Source organism: Methanobrevibacter wolinii SH, assembly GCF_000621965.1.
GTDB lineage: Archaea > Methanobacteriota > Methanobacteria > Methanobacteriales > Methanobacteriaceae > Methanarmilla > Methanarmilla wolinii.
This window is the reverse complement of record NZ_KK211376.1, coordinates 128,547-146,099: the sequence shown is the minus strand read 5'-3', so window position 1 is coordinate 146,099 and position 17,553 is coordinate 128,547. Positions and strand designations below refer to the sequence as shown.

The 17,553-nt window shown below is 27.9% G+C and carries 24 protein-coding genes, 1 tRNA gene and 1 pseudogene; all 26 read left to right on the top strand.

The genetic code is table 11. The features are described from left to right. A complete protein-coding gene (locus T523_RS05755) occupies positions 1-582 on the top strand; it encodes a 50S ribosomal protein L18 (RefSeq protein WP_042707972.1) in 582 nt (193 codons plus the stop codon). Positions 583-584: 2 nt separating this feature from the next. Next, positions 585-1,229 (top strand): 30S ribosomal protein S5, encoded by a 645-nt coding sequence (gene rpsE, locus T523_RS05750; RefSeq protein WP_042707971.1) that lies wholly within the window; start codon positions 585-587, stop codon positions 1,227-1,229. A gap of 12 nt (positions 1,230-1,241) precedes the next feature. Continuing rightward, positions 1,242-1,700 carry a 50S ribosomal protein L30 gene (locus T523_RS05745; protein ID WP_042707970.1) on the top strand — a complete coding sequence of 153 codons (459 nt, stop codon included), beginning with the start codon at positions 1,242-1,244 and terminating at the stop codon, positions 1,698-1,700. A 10-nt stretch (positions 1,701-1,710) separates the two neighbouring features. Further along, the gene (locus tag T523_RS05740; protein ID WP_042707969.1) at positions 1,711-2,148 is read left to right on the top strand and encodes an uL15m family ribosomal protein; all 438 of its coding nucleotides are present in this window, start codon (positions 1,711-1,713) and stop codon (positions 2,146-2,148) included. 76 nt (positions 2,149-2,224) lie between these two features. Then, positions 2,225-3,586, top strand: a complete 1,362-nt coding sequence (gene secY / locus T523_RS05735) for a preprotein translocase subunit SecY (RefSeq protein ID WP_042707968.1) — start codon at positions 2,225-2,227, stop codon at positions 3,584-3,586. A 22-nt stretch (positions 3,587-3,608) separates the two neighbouring features. After that, positions 3,609-4,172: an adenylate kinase gene (locus tag T523_RS05730; RefSeq protein ID WP_042707967.1), complete on the top strand. Its 564-nt coding sequence runs from the start codon at positions 3,609-3,611 to the stop codon at positions 4,170-4,172. A 31-nt stretch (positions 4,173-4,203) separates the two neighbouring features. Beyond that, complete coding sequence (locus T523_RS05725; protein ID WP_052334657.1) at positions 4,204-4,785, top strand: DUF106 domain-containing protein; 582 nt, start codon at positions 4,204-4,206, stop codon at positions 4,783-4,785. A 178-nt stretch (positions 4,786-4,963) separates the two neighbouring features. After that, on the top strand, positions 4,964-5,230 hold the full coding sequence (locus T523_RS05720; RefSeq protein WP_042707965.1) for a 50S ribosomal protein L34e: 267 nt from the start codon (positions 4,964-4,966) through the stop codon (positions 5,228-5,230). Beyond that, positions 5,230-5,748 carry a (d)CMP kinase gene (gene cmk, locus T523_RS05715; protein WP_042707964.1) on the top strand — a complete coding sequence of 173 codons (519 nt, stop codon included), beginning with the start codon at positions 5,230-5,232 and terminating at the stop codon, positions 5,746-5,748. The genes T523_RS05720 and cmk overlap by 1 nt, the downstream gene beginning before the upstream one ends. Beyond that, positions 5,748-5,969 (top strand): 50S ribosomal protein L14e, encoded by a 222-nt coding sequence (locus T523_RS05710; protein ID WP_042707963.1) that lies wholly within the window; start codon positions 5,748-5,750, stop codon positions 5,967-5,969. Before cmk ends, T523_RS05710 begins: the two co-directional genes overlap by 1 nt. A 550-nt stretch (positions 5,970-6,519) precedes the next feature. Beyond that, positions 6,520-7,482, top strand: coding sequence for an RNA-guided pseudouridylation complex pseudouridine synthase subunit Cbf5 (locus tag T523_RS05705; protein ID WP_042707962.1), 963 nt, complete (start codon positions 6,520-6,522; stop codon positions 7,480-7,482). A gap of 314 nt (positions 7,483-7,796) precedes the next feature. Next, a tRNA-Ser gene (locus tag T523_RS05700) sits at positions 7,797-7,881 on the top strand. A 260-nt stretch (positions 7,882-8,141) separates the two neighbouring features. Next, a complete protein-coding gene (locus T523_RS05695; protein ID WP_042707961.1) occupies positions 8,142-8,603 on the top strand; it encodes a 30S ribosomal protein S13 in 462 nt (153 codons plus the stop codon). 72 nt (positions 8,604-8,675) lie between these two features. Further along, positions 8,676-9,215 carry a 30S ribosomal protein S4 gene (locus T523_RS05690; RefSeq protein WP_042707960.1) on the top strand — a complete coding sequence of 180 codons (540 nt, stop codon included), beginning with the start codon at positions 8,676-8,678 and terminating at the stop codon, positions 9,213-9,215. A 13-nt stretch (positions 9,216-9,228) separates the two neighbouring features. Beyond that, entirely contained in the window at positions 9,229-9,621 is a 393-nt protein-coding gene (locus tag T523_RS05685; protein ID WP_042707959.1) for a 30S ribosomal protein S11, read from the top strand. Positions 9,622-9,633: 12 nt separating this feature from the next. Beyond that, entirely contained in the window at positions 9,634-10,452 is an 819-nt protein-coding gene (locus T523_RS05680; protein WP_042707958.1) for a DNA-directed RNA polymerase subunit D, read from the top strand. Between the two features lie 2 nt (positions 10,453-10,454). Beyond that, on the top strand, positions 10,455-10,820 hold the full coding sequence (locus T523_RS05675; protein WP_042707957.1) for a 50S ribosomal protein L18e: 366 nt from the start codon (positions 10,455-10,457) through the stop codon (positions 10,818-10,820). 23 nt (positions 10,821-10,843) lie between these two features. Next, positions 10,844-11,266, top strand: coding sequence for a 50S ribosomal protein L13 (locus T523_RS05670; RefSeq protein ID WP_042707956.1), 423 nt, complete (start codon positions 10,844-10,846; stop codon positions 11,264-11,266). 23 nt (positions 11,267-11,289) lie between these two features. Continuing rightward, positions 11,290-11,688, top strand: coding sequence for a 30S ribosomal protein S9 (locus T523_RS05665; RefSeq protein WP_042707955.1), 399 nt, complete (start codon positions 11,290-11,292; stop codon positions 11,686-11,688). A gap of 56 nt (positions 11,689-11,744) precedes the next feature. Further along, positions 11,745-11,915, top strand: coding sequence for a DNA-directed RNA polymerase subunit N (locus T523_RS05660; protein ID WP_042707954.1), 171 nt, complete (start codon positions 11,745-11,747; stop codon positions 11,913-11,915). Positions 11,916-12,105: 190 nt separating this feature from the next. After that, positions 12,106-12,306, top strand: a complete 201-nt coding sequence (locus T523_RS05655) for a DNA-directed RNA polymerase subunit K (RefSeq protein ID WP_042707953.1) — start codon at positions 12,106-12,108, stop codon at positions 12,304-12,306. A gap of 171 nt (positions 12,307-12,477) precedes the next feature. Continuing rightward, positions 12,478-13,725, top strand: coding sequence for a phosphopyruvate hydratase (gene eno / locus T523_RS05650; protein WP_042707952.1), 1,248 nt, complete (start codon positions 12,478-12,480; stop codon positions 13,723-13,725). 76 nt (positions 13,726-13,801) lie between these two features. Beyond that, a complete protein-coding gene (locus T523_RS05645; protein ID WP_042707951.1) occupies positions 13,802-14,002 on the top strand; it encodes an indolepyruvate ferredoxin oxidoreductase subunit alpha in 201 nt (66 codons plus the stop codon). 30 nt (positions 14,003-14,032) lie between these two features. Continuing rightward, positions 14,033-14,635, top strand: coding sequence for a 30S ribosomal protein S2 (gene rpsB / locus T523_RS05640; protein WP_042707950.1), 603 nt, complete (start codon positions 14,033-14,035; stop codon positions 14,633-14,635). Positions 14,636-14,905: 270 nt separating this feature from the next. Then, positions 14,906-15,751, top strand: coding sequence for an MEMO1 family protein (locus tag T523_RS05635; protein ID WP_042707949.1), 846 nt, complete (start codon positions 14,906-14,908; stop codon positions 15,749-15,751). A 723-nt stretch (positions 15,752-16,474) separates the two neighbouring features. Further along, positions 16,475-17,428: pseudogene (gene mvk / locus T523_RS05630) on the top strand (mevalonate kinase); the annotation flags it as partial. Between the last annotated feature and the right edge of the window lie 125 nt (positions 17,429-17,553).

The following is a 17,553-nucleotide window of genomic DNA, read 5'->3' as shown; positions in this document are numbered from 1 at the left end:
ATGGCTCAAGGATCTAATTATAAAGTAGCATTTAGAAGAAGAAGAGAAGGAAAAACTGACTATGCTGCAAGATTTAGATTAGCAGATTTAGATAAATCTAGATTAGTTGTCAGAGTTTCTAATGCTAATGTTATTGTTCAAATTATTAATATTCGTAATGGCGGTGATGAAACTGTTGTTTCAGCACACAGTAAAGAACTTAGAAAATTAGGTTGGTTAGGTGGAGCTAAAAACACTAGTGCAGTATACTTAACCGCTTATTTATGTGCTAAAAAAGCATTAAATGCTGGTATTGATAGTGCTGTTTTAGATATTGGTTTAAAATCACCTATTAAAGGATCTAAAGTGTTTGCAGGTCTTAAAGGTGCAGTAGATGCTGGACTTGAAGTACCTTATGGTGAATCTGTAATCCCTGGTGATGACCGTATTACTGGTCAAACTGTTGCAGATTATGCAGATCAATTAGATGAAGAAGAATTAAATAAACATTTCTCACAATATTTAGCAAGAGGTCTTAATCCTAAAGACTTACCTAGCCATTTTGAAGAAATTAAAAATAAAATTGATGAAACTGAGGTATAACTATGAGTTTTAATATGGATGAATGGGAACCTAAAACCAATGTCGGTAAAATGGTTAAAGATGGAACTATTACTGACATTGATGAGATCTTTGAAAAAGGTCTTCCAATTATGGAATTAGAAATTGTAGATGCTTTACTTCCTGATTTAGAAGAAGAAGTAATGGATGTTAACTTAGTTCAAAGAATGCACAAATCTGGAAGAAAAGTTAATTTCAGAGTAATTGTTGCAGTTGGTAACAAAAATGGTTATGTTGGATTAGGTCAAGGTAAAGCTAGAGAAGTAGGTCCAGCAATCAGAAAAGCAGTCAACAATGCTAAATATAATATTATTAAAGTAAGAAGAGGCTGTGGTGATTGGGGTTGTGTATGTGGTAAACAACACACTGTTCCTTTCAAAGTACAAGGTAAAGCTGGAAGTGTAAATGTATCTCTTATGCCTGCTCCTGCAGGTGTAGGTCTTGCAATTGGTGATGTTGGTAAAACTATCATGTCTCTTGCAGGTTATCAAGATGTATGGTCTCAATCTAGTGGTCAAACTCAAACTACCATTAATTTTGCAAATGCTGTCTTTGATGCATTAAAAGAAGTATGTAATGTTAAAGCTAGTGATAAAGATCTCAAAACTATGGGAGTAATTTCTAAATAGATGGTGATTTTAATGTTTTTAGTTATTAGAATTAGAGGTACTACTGGTGTAAAAAGAGGTATTGCAGATACTTTAGATATGTTAAGACTCAATAGAATTAGCCATGCTGTTTTAGTAGATGAAACTGATAGTTATAAAGGTATGCTCCAAAAAGGTAAAGATTACATTACTTGGGGAGAAGTTAATGCTGAAACTTTAGCTAAAATTATAGCTAAAAGAGGAAGATTAGTTGGTGACGCACATGTTACTGATGAATACCTTAAAGAAAATACTGATTACAAATCTATTGAAGAATTAGCAAATGCTTTAATTAAAGGTGAAATTAAAGCTCAAGATGTTGGTATGAAACCGGTTTTCCGTTTCCATCCTCCAAGAAAAGGATACAAAGGAATTAGAAAACCAGTTACTGAAGGTGGTTCTTTAGGTTACCGTGGTGAAGATATCAATAATCTTGCTATAAAAATGGCATAAGGTGGATTATATGATTAGACAAAAACGTAAAATTACTAAACAACGAGGTACCAGAACTAATGGTGGTGGAGTTGTTAAAAATAGAAGAGGTTATGGTAACAAAGGAGGAAGAGGTAACGCTGGTGCAGGTAAACAACACTGGACTAGAACCGTCCTTACTAATAAAAACTACTTCGGTAAACATGGTTTCAAAAGACCTCAAAAAATGATTAAAAAAGTTAATCCTGTTAATGTTAGTTATTTATCTGATCAAGCTGAAAATCTTTTAAATGATGGTTTAGCTACTAAAGACGGGGATTCAATTGTTATTGATGTAACTGAATTAGGTTATGATAAAGTTTTAGCTAAAGGTTCTGTTGATAAAAAACTTGTAGTTAAATCTCCAAAATTCTCTGCATCTGCTATTACTAAAATTGAAGAAGCTGGTGGAGAAGCAGTAGAATTATAATAATATTTTTATATTATTATTATTTTCTTTATTTTCATAGTTTAATTGATTATTTTGAAGTTGAAAGAGGCAAATTATGAGTAGTTTAGATGCATTAACTCCATTGTACAAGCTTATTCCTGAGGTTAAATCTCCTATTCATAGGCAAGATTTTAAGGAGAAAAGTAAATGGACTATTGTAGTTTTAATTCTTTATTATATTCTTTCAGAAGTTCCATTATATGGGTTGAGTAGTAGTGCAGTTGATCAATTTGCACAATTAAGAGCAGTTATGGCTGGAAGTTTTGGTTCTATTCTTACTTTAGGTATTGGACCTATTATTACTGCTTCAATTGTTCTTCAGTTATTAGTTGGTGCAAAATTATTAGATTTAGATTTATCTACACACCATGATAAAGCTCTTTTCCAAAGTACACAAAAAGTATTAGCTATAATATTTACATTATTTGAAGCGATTGTATTAGTATATACTGGAAGTTTAACTCCTATTGACGCTTCTTATATGCCTGTTTTATTATTACAACTTGTTATTGGAGCAGTTTTAATTCTTTATTTAGATGAAGTTGTTTCAAAATGGGGTTTTGGTAGTGGTATTGGTTTGTTCATTGCTGCTGGTGTAGCAGAACAAATTATTGTTGGTACATTTAACTTTATTCCAACTGCAAGTGGTTCATTACCAGGTATTATTCCTGGATTTATACAAGCAGCTGCAGGTGGAAGTCCTGATTTCTCAACTTTAATTCCTTTAATTGCAACTATTGGGGTATTTTTAGTTGCAGTATATGGAGAAAGTATGAGGGTAGAAATTCCTATTTCACATGGTCAAGTTAGAGGACATGGTAGAATAAGGGGATCTGTTGGTAAATATCCTTTAAAATTTATATATGCAAGTAATATGCCAGTTATTTTAACTAGTGCTTTACTTGTTAATGTTTCTTTACTTGCAAGTATGTTCCAAAAATTAGGATGGCCTATTTTTGGTAAAGTTGAAGGAGGTAAAGCAGTTAGTGGTTTAGCTTTATACTTATCTACACCTTCTGGTGTAAGTATTTTATTTACTAATCCATTAAGGGTTATATTTTATGCAGTATTTTTCTTATTATTCTGTGTATTATTCTCATGGTTATGGGTTGAAATCAGTGGATTAAATGCAAAAGAAGTTTCTAAAAAATTATATCAATCTGGAATTCAAATTCCTGGTTTTAGAAGTAGTAAAAGACAATTATATAAAATTATGAAAAAATATATTCCTGCATTAACCATTTTAGGTGGTCTTTTTGTAGGTATTTTAGCATTTGGTGCAGATTTAACTGGTGCTCTTGGTGGAGGTACTGGTGTATTACTTACTGTTGGTATTGTTTATAGACTTTATGAAGAAATTGCACAAGAACAACTTATGGAAATGCATCCAATGTTAAGAAGATTCTTAGGACAATAAGAAATTTAATTGAGGCAAAATTATGAAATTAGTAATTTTAACTGGTATTCCTGGTACTGGAAGTACAACAGTTTTAAACAAAACTTTAGAGAAAGTGGATTATCTTCATTTAAACTATGGAGATGTTATGACTCAAATTGCTATTGATAATGGTATTGTTGATAATAGGGATCAATTAAGAAAATTATCTCCAGAAGTTCAAAAAGATATTCAAAGACAAGCTGCAGTTAAAATTAAAAAACAATCTGAAAATAAAAATATTATTGTAGATACTCATTGTACAATTAATACTCCATCTGGTTATTTACCAGGTCTTCCAAAATGGGTACTCGAAGAATTACAACCAGATATGTTTATTTTAGTTGAAGCTTATCCAGATGAAATTATTTATAGAAGATTAAATGATGATTCTAGAGAAAGAGACACAGAAAAAGCTAAAGATATTCAATTACATCAAGAATTGAATAGAGCTGCTTCTATGGCTTATGCTGTTTTAACTGGTGCAACTGTTAAAATAATCCAAAATCATGATAATCATTTAGATTCTACTGTTGATAAATTAGCTAAACTTTTAGATAATTTCTAAAAGTTTTTTCTTTTATAAATAGGCGTTTATAATGTTTGATGTAATTATACCATTTTTGGACAGTGTATTTAATCCATTGTTAGCTTTAGATCCTACTCCAAATAATCCTATATTAACTGTATTTGTTATTTCATTTATTGTAGCTTTAATTACTACAGTTGCTAATAAGTATCTTGTAAATCAAGATGAAATGAATAGTATACAGAAGGAAATGAAAGAGTTCCAAAAAGAACTTAAAGAGGCTCAAAAAAGTGGGGATTCTAAAAAGTTATCTAAAATGCAAGCTAAACAAGTGGAAATGATGCAAAAACAAAGCCAAATGATGTCTCAACAATTTAAACCAATGATTGTTACTATGATTCCAATATTATTAGTTTTCTGGTGGATGAGTGCTTCTACAGTTAAAAACACAGTTGTTACTTTACCACCTTTAGTATATTATTGTACTTTAACTCCAATTTGGCATTTCATTGGTCCTTTAATCCCTGGATATGGTGCTGCTAATCCTAATGCACTTCCATGGACTATTGGTTGGTTATTATGGTATATGCTTTGTACTCTTGGATTGTCTCAAGTTCTTAGGAAATTTATGGGATTTGAACAAGGATTCTAATTAGAATATCTTTGATTCATTTTTCATTTTTATTTTTTAATTTTTTATTAAAAATTATTGAATTTAATCAATTAAACTCTTATATTTATTAATAACAAAAGGTAATATATTAATGATAAATATTTTATTATTATATATTTTATAGAAATTTTTAAAATTAATTTAATTAGGTGATATAATGCCTGCAAATAGGTTTAGATCTCGTTCATATAAAAGAATGAATAAAAATACTCCTGGCGGAGATAATGTATTAAGGTATAAAAAGAAAAGACCTAGTAAGCATGTTTGTGCTGAATGTGGTGCTGTTCTTCATGGTGTCCCACGTGGTCGTCCTTATGAAATAAATAAATTATCAAAAACTCAAAAAAGACCAAATCGTCCATTTGGGGGATATTTATGTCCTAAATGTGCTCGTAAACATTTTAAAGATGAGGCTAGAAAATAATGATTATAACAATCGGTGGGTCTGCAGGTAGTGGAACTACTACTGCAGCAAAGGTATTATCTGAAAAATTAGACATTCCATATTTATCAACAGGTTCTATATTTCGTCAAATGGCGAAAGAACATGGAATGAGTGTAATTGAATTTAATAAATTCTCTGAAAATAATGCTGACATCGATAAAGAACTTGATAAAAGACAAGCTGAAATTGCCTATGAATCTGGTAATATTGTTGTAGAAGGAAGGCTTTCAGCTTACTTTATTGAAGCTGATCTTAAGATTTGGTTAACTGCCCCATTGGATGTACGTGCTAAAAGAATTTCAGAAAGAGAATCAAAATCTGTTGATGTTGCACGTAATGAAATTAAAATACGAGAAGAAAGTGAAGCTTCAAGATACATGGAAATTCATAATATTGATATTAATAATTATGAAATTTATGATATGATTTTAAATACTGATAGGTTCAATCCTGAAAGTATTTCACAAATTATTTTAGAAACATTAAAGGTGATATAATGGCATCTATAGAAGTAGGAAGAGTATGTGTTAAAACCGCTGGTAGAGAAGCTGGCGAAAAATGTGTAATCGTTGACGTTATCGATAATAACTTTGTAGAAGTTGTAGGTGGATCTGTTAAAAATAGAAGATGTAATATTAGCCACTTAGAACCTACTGAAGATACTGTTGAAGTATCTGATGATATCGAAGCTGTTAAAAAAAGTTTAGAAGCTTTATAGAACAATTATTATAATTGTTTTATAATTTCTACTTATTTTACATTTTTTGTTATTTTTTACTGTTTTTTATTTTTTTATATTGAAAACTTATTTTATTGAAGTTTTATTTTTAAATTAAAAATATATAATTTTATTTAATAAAAACTCTTTTTGAAGTGTATATAACTTAAAATAATTAAATTTCTATTTTTATAACTCTATTAATTATCATTTTTATGAAAGTCAAATCCTTTTAATTTTCATTAATTTTGAGTAATCTTTTTATATAAATTAAATAATATATTATTTTAGGTTATTTAATTAAAATTTTAATAGGTATTATTTTAATTTTATTTATCTTTAGTTTAATTTTAAATAGTATGTACTTAATTTTATTTTTAATTAGCATTGGTTTAATTATATGGATTATGTACTTAATTTTATTTAATTAATATTAAAAAATGTTCTAAGGAATTTTATTTAATTTTAAGTTTATTTAAAATAATATCTATTGTTTTATTTTTAATTATTATTGTTTAAATTTTATTTAATTATATTTTTAGTGGGAATTATGGTTGACTTATATCAAAAATCTAAATCAGAAACAAATTATGATTATGGTTGTAAACCTGAAGAACGTTCTATTGAAGAACATTTAAAAAAAGGAGTTATTAATCTAGATAAACCTTCTGGACCTACATCTCATGAAGTGGATTCTTGGGTTTTAAAAATTCTTCATTGTTCTAAAACAGGTCATGGTGGAACATTAGATCCTAAAGTTACTGGTATTTTACCTATGGGTTTAAATAATGCAACTCGTACTATTCAACTTTTATCCTCTGCATCTAAGGAATATGTTTGTCTTATGAATTTACATAAAAATGTAAATGAAGATACTATTTATGATATTTTTAATGAATTTACTGGTAAAATATTTCAGTTACCTCCAGTAAAATCTGCAGTTAAAAGAGAACTTAGAGCACGTAATGTTTATTATGCAAATATTGCTGAAATTGATGGAAGAGATGTTTTATTTAGAATTGGGTGTGAAGCAGGTACTTATGTAAGAACTTATTGTCATGATATTGGTGAAGCTTTAGGTGTTGGTGCACATATGGCAGAGCTTAGACGTACACAAGTTGGTTCTTTTTCAGAAGAAAATAATCTTGTAACTTTACAAGATATTACTGATGCATATTATTATTGGGTTCATAATGATGATGAAAAAGAGTTAAGAAAGGTTATTATGCCTATGGAAAAAGCTGCAGATCATTTACCTAAAGTTTATATTAAAGATTCTTCTGTTGCTGCAATTACTCATGGTGCAAAACTTGCATCTGGTGGTATATCTTTACTTTCTGACAATATTAAAAGAGGAGATATTGTAGCGATTGAAACATTAAAAGGTGAAATCGTTGCATCTGGTATTAGCCTATATTCTAGTGAACAAATTTTAGAAAAAGAAAATGGTATTGTTATAAATACTAATCATGTATTTATGGATGAAGATGAATATCCAATTATGTGGAAATAATTTTTTTTATTGTTTCTTTTTTTTAATTTTTTATGATTAAATAAAAAGATTTATTTATTAGAATAAACAAAATATAATTGATTAAATAATATATTTATTTTTATTGTTTTAAATGATAATATTCTTAAATTTTTTGTATTTTTAGAATTTTTATATTAATTTAATAAAATAACAATAACCTTTATATATGGTAAGCAATAAATATTATTATATCATACTATTTTAGTCAATAGTGTGTATGTAAGTTTAATCAAAACTTATTTTTTTCATTGGTATCATACATTTTTTCTATTGAAAATGTTAGAATATCTTATGCCGAGATAGTCTAGCCTGGTAAGGCGCAAGACTGGAAATCTTGTGGAGGTTCTCTCCGCCTGGGTTCAAATCCCAGTCTCGGCGTTTATTGGTATAATTATCAAATTATTAATTTAATTTTTTTTTTAAAATTTAATTTTTATTATAAAGTATTATCTTAATATTTGTAAATTAACTAATAATTTGTACTTAGATTTTTTTTAATCTAAGATTTTTGATTGTTGAAAAAACTGTGTTTTGTAGAAATTTATATACTTTTTTTAAAGATTTATTATTTTTACAAAATATTCGAATCTACTATTAATCCGTCTCGTAGGTTCGCTCTGATAAATGGAGGTTATGAAATGGAAGACGAATTTAGACATTTAGTACGTATTTCAAGAAAAGATGTTGATGGAAATAAAACTTTCGAATATGCTTTAACTGATATTAAAGGTATTGGTTTGTCTTTATCTAGAACCATCGGTCTTACTTTAGGTTTCGATTTAAATGCTAAAATTGGATATATTAAAGATGAAGATGTTTTAAAAATTGAAGAACTTTTAGAAAATCCTCAAAAATTTGGTATACCTGATTGGATGTTAAATAGAAGAAACGATTATACTACTGGTGAAACTGTTCATTTAATTGAATCTGATCTTGATATGACTTTAAGAGATGACTTAAATAGAATGAAAAAGACCAGAAGTTATAAAGGAAGAAGACATGAACTCGGATTACCTGTCAGAGGTCAAAGAACCAAATCTACTTTCAGACATGGTTCTTCTGTAGGTGTAAAACGTGATAGAACAAGCTCAAGTTTATAAATTACTTTTTTTAAAATAAATGAGCTTTATCTTAATTAATTTTTTTATAATAATTATATAGGAGATATTTTTATGGGACATCCACGTAAAGCAAGAAAAAAATATAATACCCCTCCTCATCCTTGGAATGCTGAAAGAATTAAATCAGAAAACAAGTTAATGGTTAAATACGGTTTAAAAAATAAAAAAGAAATTTGGAAAGCTGATACTTTAGTTAGGAAATACAGTAGAGAAGCAAGGTATTTACTTGGTTTTGCTCAAGATCAAGCTGTTGAAGAAAAAAATCAATTATTAAATCACTTAGTTAGAATAGGTGTTTTATCTGAAGAATCTCGTCTTGAAGATATTCTTAACTTAAATGTTGAAGATATTTTAAGAAGAAGATTACAAACCATTGTATACCGTAAAGGTTTAGCTCGTACTGCTAAAGAAGCTAGAATGTTTGTTGTTCATGGTCATATTGCTATGAATGGTAAAAAAGTAGATTCTCCAAGTTATATGGTTAAAAAAGGAGAAGAAGAACTTATCGGATTCTATGGTAACTCTTCTGTAGCTAAACAAATTGAAGAATATAATAAAAATGCTAATAAAGCTGAAGAAAAAGCTGAATAAAAAGGTGTAATATATGGCAAAAGATGAAAAATGGGGAATAGCTAATATTTATTCATCATTCAATAACACTATTATAACTGTTACTGATATTACTGGTGCTGAAACCATTACACAATGGTCTGGTGGAAAAGTTGTACGTTCTGATAGACAAGAATCTTCTCCTTTTGCAGCTATGGAAGCTGCTAATCGTGTAGCAGAAGATGCTAAAGAAAAAGGTTTTATTGGTTTACATATTAGAGTAAGAGCACCTGGAGGTAATGGTCCTAGAAGTCCAGGTCCTGGTGCACAAGCAACTATTCGTGCTTTAGCAAGAGCAGGTATTAAAATAGGTAAAATTGAAGATATAACTCCAATTCCTCATGATGGTACAGGACGCCCTGGTGGTAAAAGAGGTAGAAGAGTATAAGAAGGTTTTTATATGGAGATTGAAGTCAAAGATCAAAATGATGATGAAATTGTTTTCATTATCCGTGATGCTGAAGTTCCTTTTGTCAATGCAATTAGAAGAACCGCAATGATGTCTATTCCTAAATTAGCTATTGAAGATGTCAATATTGTTAAAAATGATTCTGCTATGTTTGATGAGGTACTTGCGCATAGATTAGGATTAACTCCTTTAGTTTCTGATTTAGAATCTATTGAAGGTCTAGTTCTCCCTGATGAATGTGATTGTGATGATTACTGCCCACATTGTAGTGTATCATTTACACTTAATAAAAAAGGACCTGGAGTTGTCTATTCTAAAGATTTAGTCTCTTCTGACCCCAAAATTAAACCTGTTTATGATACAATTCCTTTAGTAAAATTAAAAGAAAATGAAGAAATTGAACTTGAAGCTGTAGCTAAATTAGGTTTCGGAAAAGAACATGCTAAATGGATGCCTACTACAGTTTGTGCATATAAACAATATCCAAAAATTACTTTTGATGAAAATATGGATGTAGATTATGATTGTGCTTCTGCATGTCCTAGAGGTATATTAAAAGCAGATCGTAGATCTAAAATTATTAAAGTATTAGATATTGAAAATTGTGCAATGTGTAAAAGCTGTGAAAGGGCTAGTGTCAAAGACAACGAGGGTAATACATATATTCATGTTGGACATGAAGAAAATGATTTTATTTTTAAAATTGAAACTGATGGATCAATGCCTCCAAAAGAGGTTTTATTGAAAGCTTGTGATGTTTTAGAAAATAAAGCAGATCAACTTATTGAATTTAGTAAAGGAGGAAAATAATAATGGTTAAGAAAGTAATTAAAACAAATCCTAACCTTATTCAACTTATTAGAACTCTTAAACGTCAATCTAATCAAGAAAATGTAGCTATATGGAAAACTGTTGCTTCTAAACTTGAAAGATCTAAAAGGAGTACTGCAGAAGTTAATATATCTTCAATTAACAGATATGCTAATGAAGGAGAAACTGTTTTAATTCCTGGAAAAGTATTATCTAATGGAAATTTAGATAAAAAAGTTACTGTTGCAGCATTAAACTTCTCTGCATCTGCTGAAGAAAAAATTATTAATGCTGGTGGAGAATGTCTTAGTATTAATGAGATTCTTGAAAAAAATCCTAAAGGAAACAATATTAGGATTATGGAATAATCACAAAAACTAATGGTGTTATTATGATTGTAGATGGTGAAGGAAGCATTTTAGGAAGACTTGCTAGTACTGTAAGTAAAGCACTTCTTAATGGTGAAGAAGTTGTAGTTCTTAATGCTGAAAAAATTATAATTACTGGTAATAAGGATTGGGCTTATGCAAGATACAAACAACGTGTAGACAGAAAAAGTATCTCAAATCCTAGAGATTTAGGTCCTAAATATCCTCACAGACCAGATGATATATTTAGAAGAACTGTAAGAGGAATGTTACCTATTAAAAAAACAAAAGGTAGAGTTGCTTATAAAAATTTAAAAGCATTTGTTGGTGTTCCTAACGAATATAAAGATGCTGAAATTACAGCAGTTCCTCAAGCAGAAATTGAAAATGTTAAAAAAAGTATAGAATTAGGCGAAATCTCAAGATTATTAGGCGCTAAATTCTAGATAGTTTTATGGGATGTGTATTTATGAAAGTTGTTCATACTAGTGGAAAACGTAAAACTGCTATTGCAAGAGGTACCGTTAAAGAAGGTACTGGTAGAGTAAGAATTAATAAACAACCTTTAGAACTTTACTCTCCTGAACTTGCTAGATTAAAATTAGAAGAACCTTTAGATATTGCAGGAGATATCGTCGATAATGTTGATATTACTGTAAGAGTTAGAGGTGGAGGAGTTATGGGTCAAGCTGAAGCTGCTCGTATGGTAATTGCTAAAGGTTTAGTTCAATATACTAATGATATGGATTTAAAAGATAAATATATACATTATGATAGGACTATGCTTGTAGGTGATCCTAGAAGATCAGAACCTAAAAAATTCGGTGGTCCTGGAGCTAGAGCTCGTAAACAAAAAAGTTACAGGTAAATTAGTTGTTTTATTATTTTGTTATTTAAATAAAAAAATGGAAATGATGATTTAAAATGATTCCTATACGTTGTATAAGTTGTGGAAAACCAGTATCTGCTTACTTTGATGAGTATAAACGTAGATTAGAAAATGGTGAAGATTCTAAAGATATTTTAGATGATCTTGGTTTAACTAGGTACTGTTGTAGAAGAATGTTAATTTCTCATGTTGAAACTTGGGAATAAATAAATATTTACTATTCCTTAATAGGTTTATTTATTTTCATTTAAAAGAAGATTTTTTATTAAATCCTTTTATAAAAACCTGTTAATTAGATTTTTATAATGTAGGGATAAATTTTTTATTAAATCTTTATTTCAATTCTTTTATATTTAATAGACATATTTTTATGACTATTAATTAGGAGATAAAAAAATGACTAGAAAAGATTTAACTAGATTCGAAAGAGCTAGAATTTTAGGAGCTAGAGCAATTCAAATTTCAATGGGTGCTAGACCTTTAGTTGAAATTAAAAAAGTTGGCTCTTTAGATCCTATTGATATAGCTTATAGTGAATTAGAAGCAGGTGTTTTACCTTTAAATGTTGTAAGGGAAGATGAGGAAGAAAAATTTTAATTTTCTCATTTATTAAACTCTGCTTGGTCGTTTAAATATTTAAAAAAATAAATAAAAAATATCATAAGATTCTATAAAAGAAAATACTATTTTTTTTAATGATTATTTTTTATAAATAATCTCATTATAGATATTAGGGTAATAAATTGAACAAGCACTTGGGGTGTTTTTTTGGATAGTGTTATTGAAGATGTCCGTGTTAGGAAAATCTTAGATAGTAGAGGAAATCCAACTGTTGAAGTTGATATTATAACTTGGAACGGTTTTGGTAGAGCTTCTGCTCCTAGTGGTGCTAGTACAGGATCTAAAGAAGTTGCATCCTACCCTGAAGGGGGAGTTGATGAGGTAATTAGTGAAGTTGAAGATGTTATTTCTTCAGAACTCATTGGAATGGATGCAGAATATTTAAATGATATTGATTTAGTTTTAAAAGAACTTGATGGAACAGACAATATGTCTGCTATTGGTGGTAACACATCCGTTGCAGTATCAATGGCTGCAGCAAAAGCAGCTGCTGCATCATATAGTATGCCTTTATTTAAATTCCTTGGTGGAAATATGGTTAATGAAATTCCATTCCCTCTTGGAAATATGATGAATGGTGGTGCTCATGCAGGTGCTAATGCTCCAGATATTCAGGAATTTTTAGTTATTCCTATTGGAGCAAGTAATATTAGTGAAGCAATATTCGCTAATGTATCAATTCACAAAAAACTAAAAGAATTAATTTCAAGTAAAGATCCTAATTTTACTGGTGGTAAAGGTGATGAAGGTGGATGGATTCCTAATGTTAAAAATGATGTAGCATTAGATATTCAATCACAAGCTTGTGAAGAAGTAAGTGATGAACTTGGATTTGAAATCAAACCTTCTATTGATTTTGCATCATCTGAATTTTGGGATGCTGATAAAGGTAAATATGTCTATAAACAAGATGGCATTCAAAGAGATACTGGCGAACAAGTTGAATATGTTAAAGATATTATTGATACTTATGGAATGTTCTATGTAGAAGATCCATTTGATGAGAATGACTTTGATGGTTTTAGTCAACTTACATCAGAAGTTTCTGATAAATGTCTTGTTTGTGGTGATGATTTATTTGTTACAAATAAAAATTATTTATCAAAAGGTATTAAACAAAATGCAGCAAATGCAATTATCATTAAGCCTAACCAAGTTGGTTCTTTATCTGACGCCTATGCAACTGTTAAATTAGCAAAAGAAAATAATGTTATTCCTGTTGTTTCTCATAGATCTGGTGAAACTACTGATGAAACTATTGCTCATTTAGCTGTAGCATTTGGAGCTCCTATTATTAAAACAGGAGCTGTTAGTGGTGAAAGGATAGCAAAATTAAATGAACTTATTCGTATCGAAGAAGAATTGGCTAATCCTAAAATGGCAAGTTTTGATTAGCTATCAAAATTAATATAAGATTTATGGGATTTATCTATTAAATTCTATTTATTAAAAATTTATAGTAGGGGTTAAGATTATACTTATAAGTATTGATTATGATAAATGTCAAGGTCTTGATTGTGGTGAATGTGTTGATATTTGTCCAATGGAGATATTGGTATTTGATGATGATAAAGTAAAATTTATTAATCCTGAAGAATGTAGCTTATGTGAAGTATGTATGGATATTTGTCCAGAAGAAGCTATTGTCGTTTATGATGACGACTATTATTAAATTTATATAATATTATAATAAGGTGATAAAGTGTCAGAACTTTTAATACAATTAGATAGTTATTTAGCAGCAGGTTTACACATTGGAACTCAACAAAAAACTAGTGATATGGAAAAATATATTTTCCGTGTAAGATCCGATGGTTTACATGTTTTAGATATTAGAAAAACTGATGAAAGAATTCAAAAAACAGCTAAATTCTTAGCAAAATATGATCCACAAGATATTTTAGTAGTATCTACTAGATTATATGGTCAAGCTCCTGTTAAAAAATTTGGAGAAGTTATTGGTTGTAATACTATTCCTGGAAGATTTATTCCTGGAACCTTAACTAACCCAGAATATGCTAAATTCATGGAACCTAAAGTTATTGTTGTAACTGATCCAAGATCTGATAGTCAAGCTATTTTAGAAGCTAAACAAAATGGAATCCCTGTAGTAGGTTTATGTGATACTGAAAACTTACTCAGTTATATTGATATTTGTGTTCCTGTTAACAATAAAGGTAAAAAAGCTATTGCTTTAGTTTACTGGTTACTTGCAAGACAAATTTTAAGAGAAAAAGGTACTATACCTGAAGATGGTGATTTAGACTTAGAACCATCTGACTTTGAATTAAAAGTTAGAAAATAATTTTTTTAACTTTTTTTTATTTATTTTAGTTTTCTTGTTTTTTAAGTTTCTTTATTTTTATTGAATTTTAATGTTTTTACTATTTTTTACTTTCTTTAAATATTTCTAATTTTTAGTTTAAACTTTTTTTAAGTTTCTTTATTTTTTTTAAACATGGATTTATTAAAGTCTTATAATTTTAATAATATAAAAATTAAAATACTTTTTAAATTAATATATTAAATAATTAGTTTTAAAATTATATTTTAAAAAAATTATTGAGGAAATACTATGTTAAGAAAACCAGCAGTTGCAGGATCATTTTATCCAAATAATCAAAATGATTTAGAAAAAATTATTGAGTATAGTTTTAATATGGGTATAGGTAAACTTCCTAAATTAAATAAAAGTTTTAATGGAAATATTACTGGTATAATGGTTCCTCATGCAGGATATATTTATTCTGGATATGTTGCATCATATGCTTATTATCAACTTGTAGAAGGTGGTTTTCCAGATACATTTGTAATATTATGTCCTAATCATACTGGATTTGGTTATGATATTTCTGTATTTGAGGAAGGAATTTGGGAAACACCTCTTGGTAATATTGAAGTAGATAATGAGTTTGCAAAGAAATTTATTAAAAACTCAAAATATGCAAAATCTGATACTAATGCACATTTAAGGGAACATAGTATTGAAGTAGAACTTCCATTTTTACAATATTTTTCTTCTGATTTTAAGATTGTACCTATTTGTATTGGAAGACAAAATCTTCAAACATCAATTGATATTGCAAATGCAATTAAACTTACAAGCCAAGAAGTTTCAAATTCATTTTCTTTAATTTCAAGTACTGATTTATCACACTTTCTTAGTCAAAGTGCTACAATAAATAAAGATAATATTGTTTTAAATGATATTAGTAAAATGGATTATGAAAAATTAATAAAAGATGTATATGAATATGATATAAGTATGTGTGGTTATGGAACTGTTGCTGCAGATATTATCTATTCATTAAATTTAGGTGTTAAATCTTGTGAAATTTTATCACATAAAACTAGTGGTGATGTTTCTGGAGATTATAGTTCTGTAGTTGGTTATGCATCTTCTGTATTTAAAAAAGAGTAATTTTTTAATTTATGTAAAAATTATTTATTAATTTAAAAATTTTATCTTTTATTATTTAAATAATATAGTTTAAATTTTATAAAAAACAAAGTATTAGTGATTGAGTTATTTTATGATTTTTATATCATATTATTAAATAATAAATTTTTATTTAATATAATTTTTAATAACTTATTTTTCAGTAATTTAAGTATTTTAAATCTATAAATTTATTTAAATTTTATACTTATCTTACATACGGATATTAGTTATCAATAATTTAGTATAATAAATAGGCTAAGTATTTTCTTAAACTTATATTATTGATATAATAATTGTTAATGGGAGTAATTAATTAAATTTTAATTATTTAATTTAGAATTAATATTTAATTTAATAAATTATCTTTTAATCTATGATTTAGTGGATAATTTTTAAAATATTTAATTATTAATATGATAATAAATCTTAAACAATACAAGAAACATTTTGTTTAAGTTTTAATAATATTTAAGTAATTTCTAATGTTTTTAATATAATGTTTTAACTTTATTTTATGTTAATTTAGTAAAAAGATAAATTATTTATTGTCTTATGCTTTTATTGTAAGGTAGTAGATTTTATTTCTCTTTTAAACATTATTTAAATAATAAAGTGAAAATTTTATATTTATTTAAAAAACTATTTTTAACAATTATTTTTTGCTAATAAATTTATTTAAAAAAATTATTGTAAGGGATAATAATGGAAGTTATTGCATCAGCTCCAGGTAAAACAATATTATTTGGAGAACATTCTGTAGTTTATAGTGAACCAGCTATTGCTGCTGCTGTAAACAAAAGAGCAACAATTCGTATTGAAACTAGTAAAAATAATAAAACAATGTTAAAATCTAAAGATTTAGGTTTTGAAGCTGAACTTGATACTAAAAATAAAAAGTATTCTTTAAAAAAAGGTAAACCTGGTATTATTAGGTATATTTTAGAGGCATTATATATGGCTCATGATCATAGTCCTATTAATATTGACTTATCAATTGATATTCCAATAGGTTCTGGTTTAGGGTCATCTGCAGCTGTTACTGTTGCTACACTTGCAGCATTGTATCGTTATCATAATATTCATTTTAATAAAAGAACACTTGCAGAAAAGGCTCATCAAGTAGAATTTTTAGTACAAGGTGAAGCAAGTCCTCTTGATACTTTAGTTTCAACTTATGGTGGTTTAATTTATTTAAATCGTAAAAAACAATTACAAAAGATTAGGACAGGTTTTAATTCACCATTTGTAGTTGGAGTAACTTCTAAATATGGAAGTACTGGTAAAATGGTGGCTAATGTTAAAAAATTAAAACAAAAATATCCAAAAATTGTAAATCCTATTATTAAATCTATGGGTGAGTTAACTGATGAAGCTAAACATGCTATTGAAGTGGGAGATGTTAATAAAGTTGGAACATTAATGAATATTAATCATGGGCTTCTTGATTCAATTGGAGTAAATACTAAAGAGTTATCTCGTATGGTTTATATTGCAAGAAGTGCTGGAGCTATTGGTTCTAAAATTACTGGTGCTGGTGGTGGAGGAAGTATAATTGCATTATGTCCAAATAATGATAATGCTGTATCTAAAGCTATTAGTACTTATGATTCTTCATTTAAACTTAGATTCTCAAGAAAAGGTGTAAGTTCTAAAGTTATTCATGGAAATGGTAATCATAGACATAAAAGAGTAAATAATAATCAAAGAAAAAATAATAGGAGAAATAAAAACAAATATTATAACAAAAAATCAAATAATAAAATTAAATTAACAAATAATAA

Bases quoted from the DNA above. Each gene is read 5' to 3' on its own strand.
- T523_RS05755 (WP_042707972.1), top strand. From the start codon at position 1: ATGGCTCAAGGATCTAATTATAAAGTAGCATTTAGAAGAAGAAGAGAA.
- rpsE (WP_042707971.1), top strand. From the start codon at position 585: ATGAGTTTTAATATGGATGAATGGGAACCTAAAACCAATGTCGGTAAA.
- T523_RS05745 (WP_042707970.1), top strand. From the start codon at position 1,242: ATGTTTTTAGTTATTAGAATTAGAGGTACTACTGGTGTAAAAAGAGGT.
- T523_RS05740 (WP_042707969.1), top strand. From the start codon at position 1,711: ATGATTAGACAAAAACGTAAAATTACTAAACAACGAGGTACCAGAACT.
- secY (WP_042707968.1), top strand. From the start codon at position 2,225: ATGAGTAGTTTAGATGCATTAACTCCATTGTACAAGCTTATTCCTGAG.
- T523_RS05730 (WP_042707967.1), top strand. From the start codon at position 3,609: ATGAAATTAGTAATTTTAACTGGTATTCCTGGTACTGGAAGTACAACA.
- T523_RS05725 (WP_052334657.1), top strand. From the start codon at position 4,204: ATGTTTGATGTAATTATACCATTTTTGGACAGTGTATTTAATCCATTG.
- T523_RS05720 (WP_042707965.1), top strand. From the start codon at position 4,964: ATGCCTGCAAATAGGTTTAGATCTCGTTCATATAAAAGAATGAATAAA.
- cmk (WP_042707964.1), top strand. From the start codon at position 5,230: ATGATTATAACAATCGGTGGGTCTGCAGGTAGTGGAACTACTACTGCA.
- T523_RS05710 (WP_042707963.1), top strand. From the start codon at position 5,748: ATGGCATCTATAGAAGTAGGAAGAGTATGTGTTAAAACCGCTGGTAGA.
- T523_RS05705 (WP_042707962.1), top strand. From the start codon at position 6,520: ATGGTTGACTTATATCAAAAATCTAAATCAGAAACAAATTATGATTAT.
- T523_RS05695 (WP_042707961.1), top strand. From the start codon at position 8,142: ATGGAAGACGAATTTAGACATTTAGTACGTATTTCAAGAAAAGATGTT.
- T523_RS05690 (WP_042707960.1), top strand. From the start codon at position 8,676: ATGGGACATCCACGTAAAGCAAGAAAAAAATATAATACCCCTCCTCAT.
- T523_RS05685 (WP_042707959.1), top strand. From the start codon at position 9,229: ATGGCAAAAGATGAAAAATGGGGAATAGCTAATATTTATTCATCATTC.
- T523_RS05680 (WP_042707958.1), top strand. From the start codon at position 9,634: ATGGAGATTGAAGTCAAAGATCAAAATGATGATGAAATTGTTTTCATT.
- T523_RS05675 (WP_042707957.1), top strand. From the start codon at position 10,455: ATGGTTAAGAAAGTAATTAAAACAAATCCTAACCTTATTCAACTTATT.
- T523_RS05670 (WP_042707956.1), top strand. From the start codon at position 10,844: ATGATTGTAGATGGTGAAGGAAGCATTTTAGGAAGACTTGCTAGTACT.
- T523_RS05665 (WP_042707955.1), top strand. From the start codon at position 11,290: ATGAAAGTTGTTCATACTAGTGGAAAACGTAAAACTGCTATTGCAAGA.
- T523_RS05660 (WP_042707954.1), top strand. From the start codon at position 11,745: ATGATTCCTATACGTTGTATAAGTTGTGGAAAACCAGTATCTGCTTAC.
- T523_RS05655 (WP_042707953.1), top strand. From the start codon at position 12,106: ATGACTAGAAAAGATTTAACTAGATTCGAAAGAGCTAGAATTTTAGGA.
- T523_RS05635 (WP_042707949.1), top strand. From the start codon at position 14,906: ATGTTAAGAAAACCAGCAGTTGCAGGATCATTTTATCCAAATAATCAA.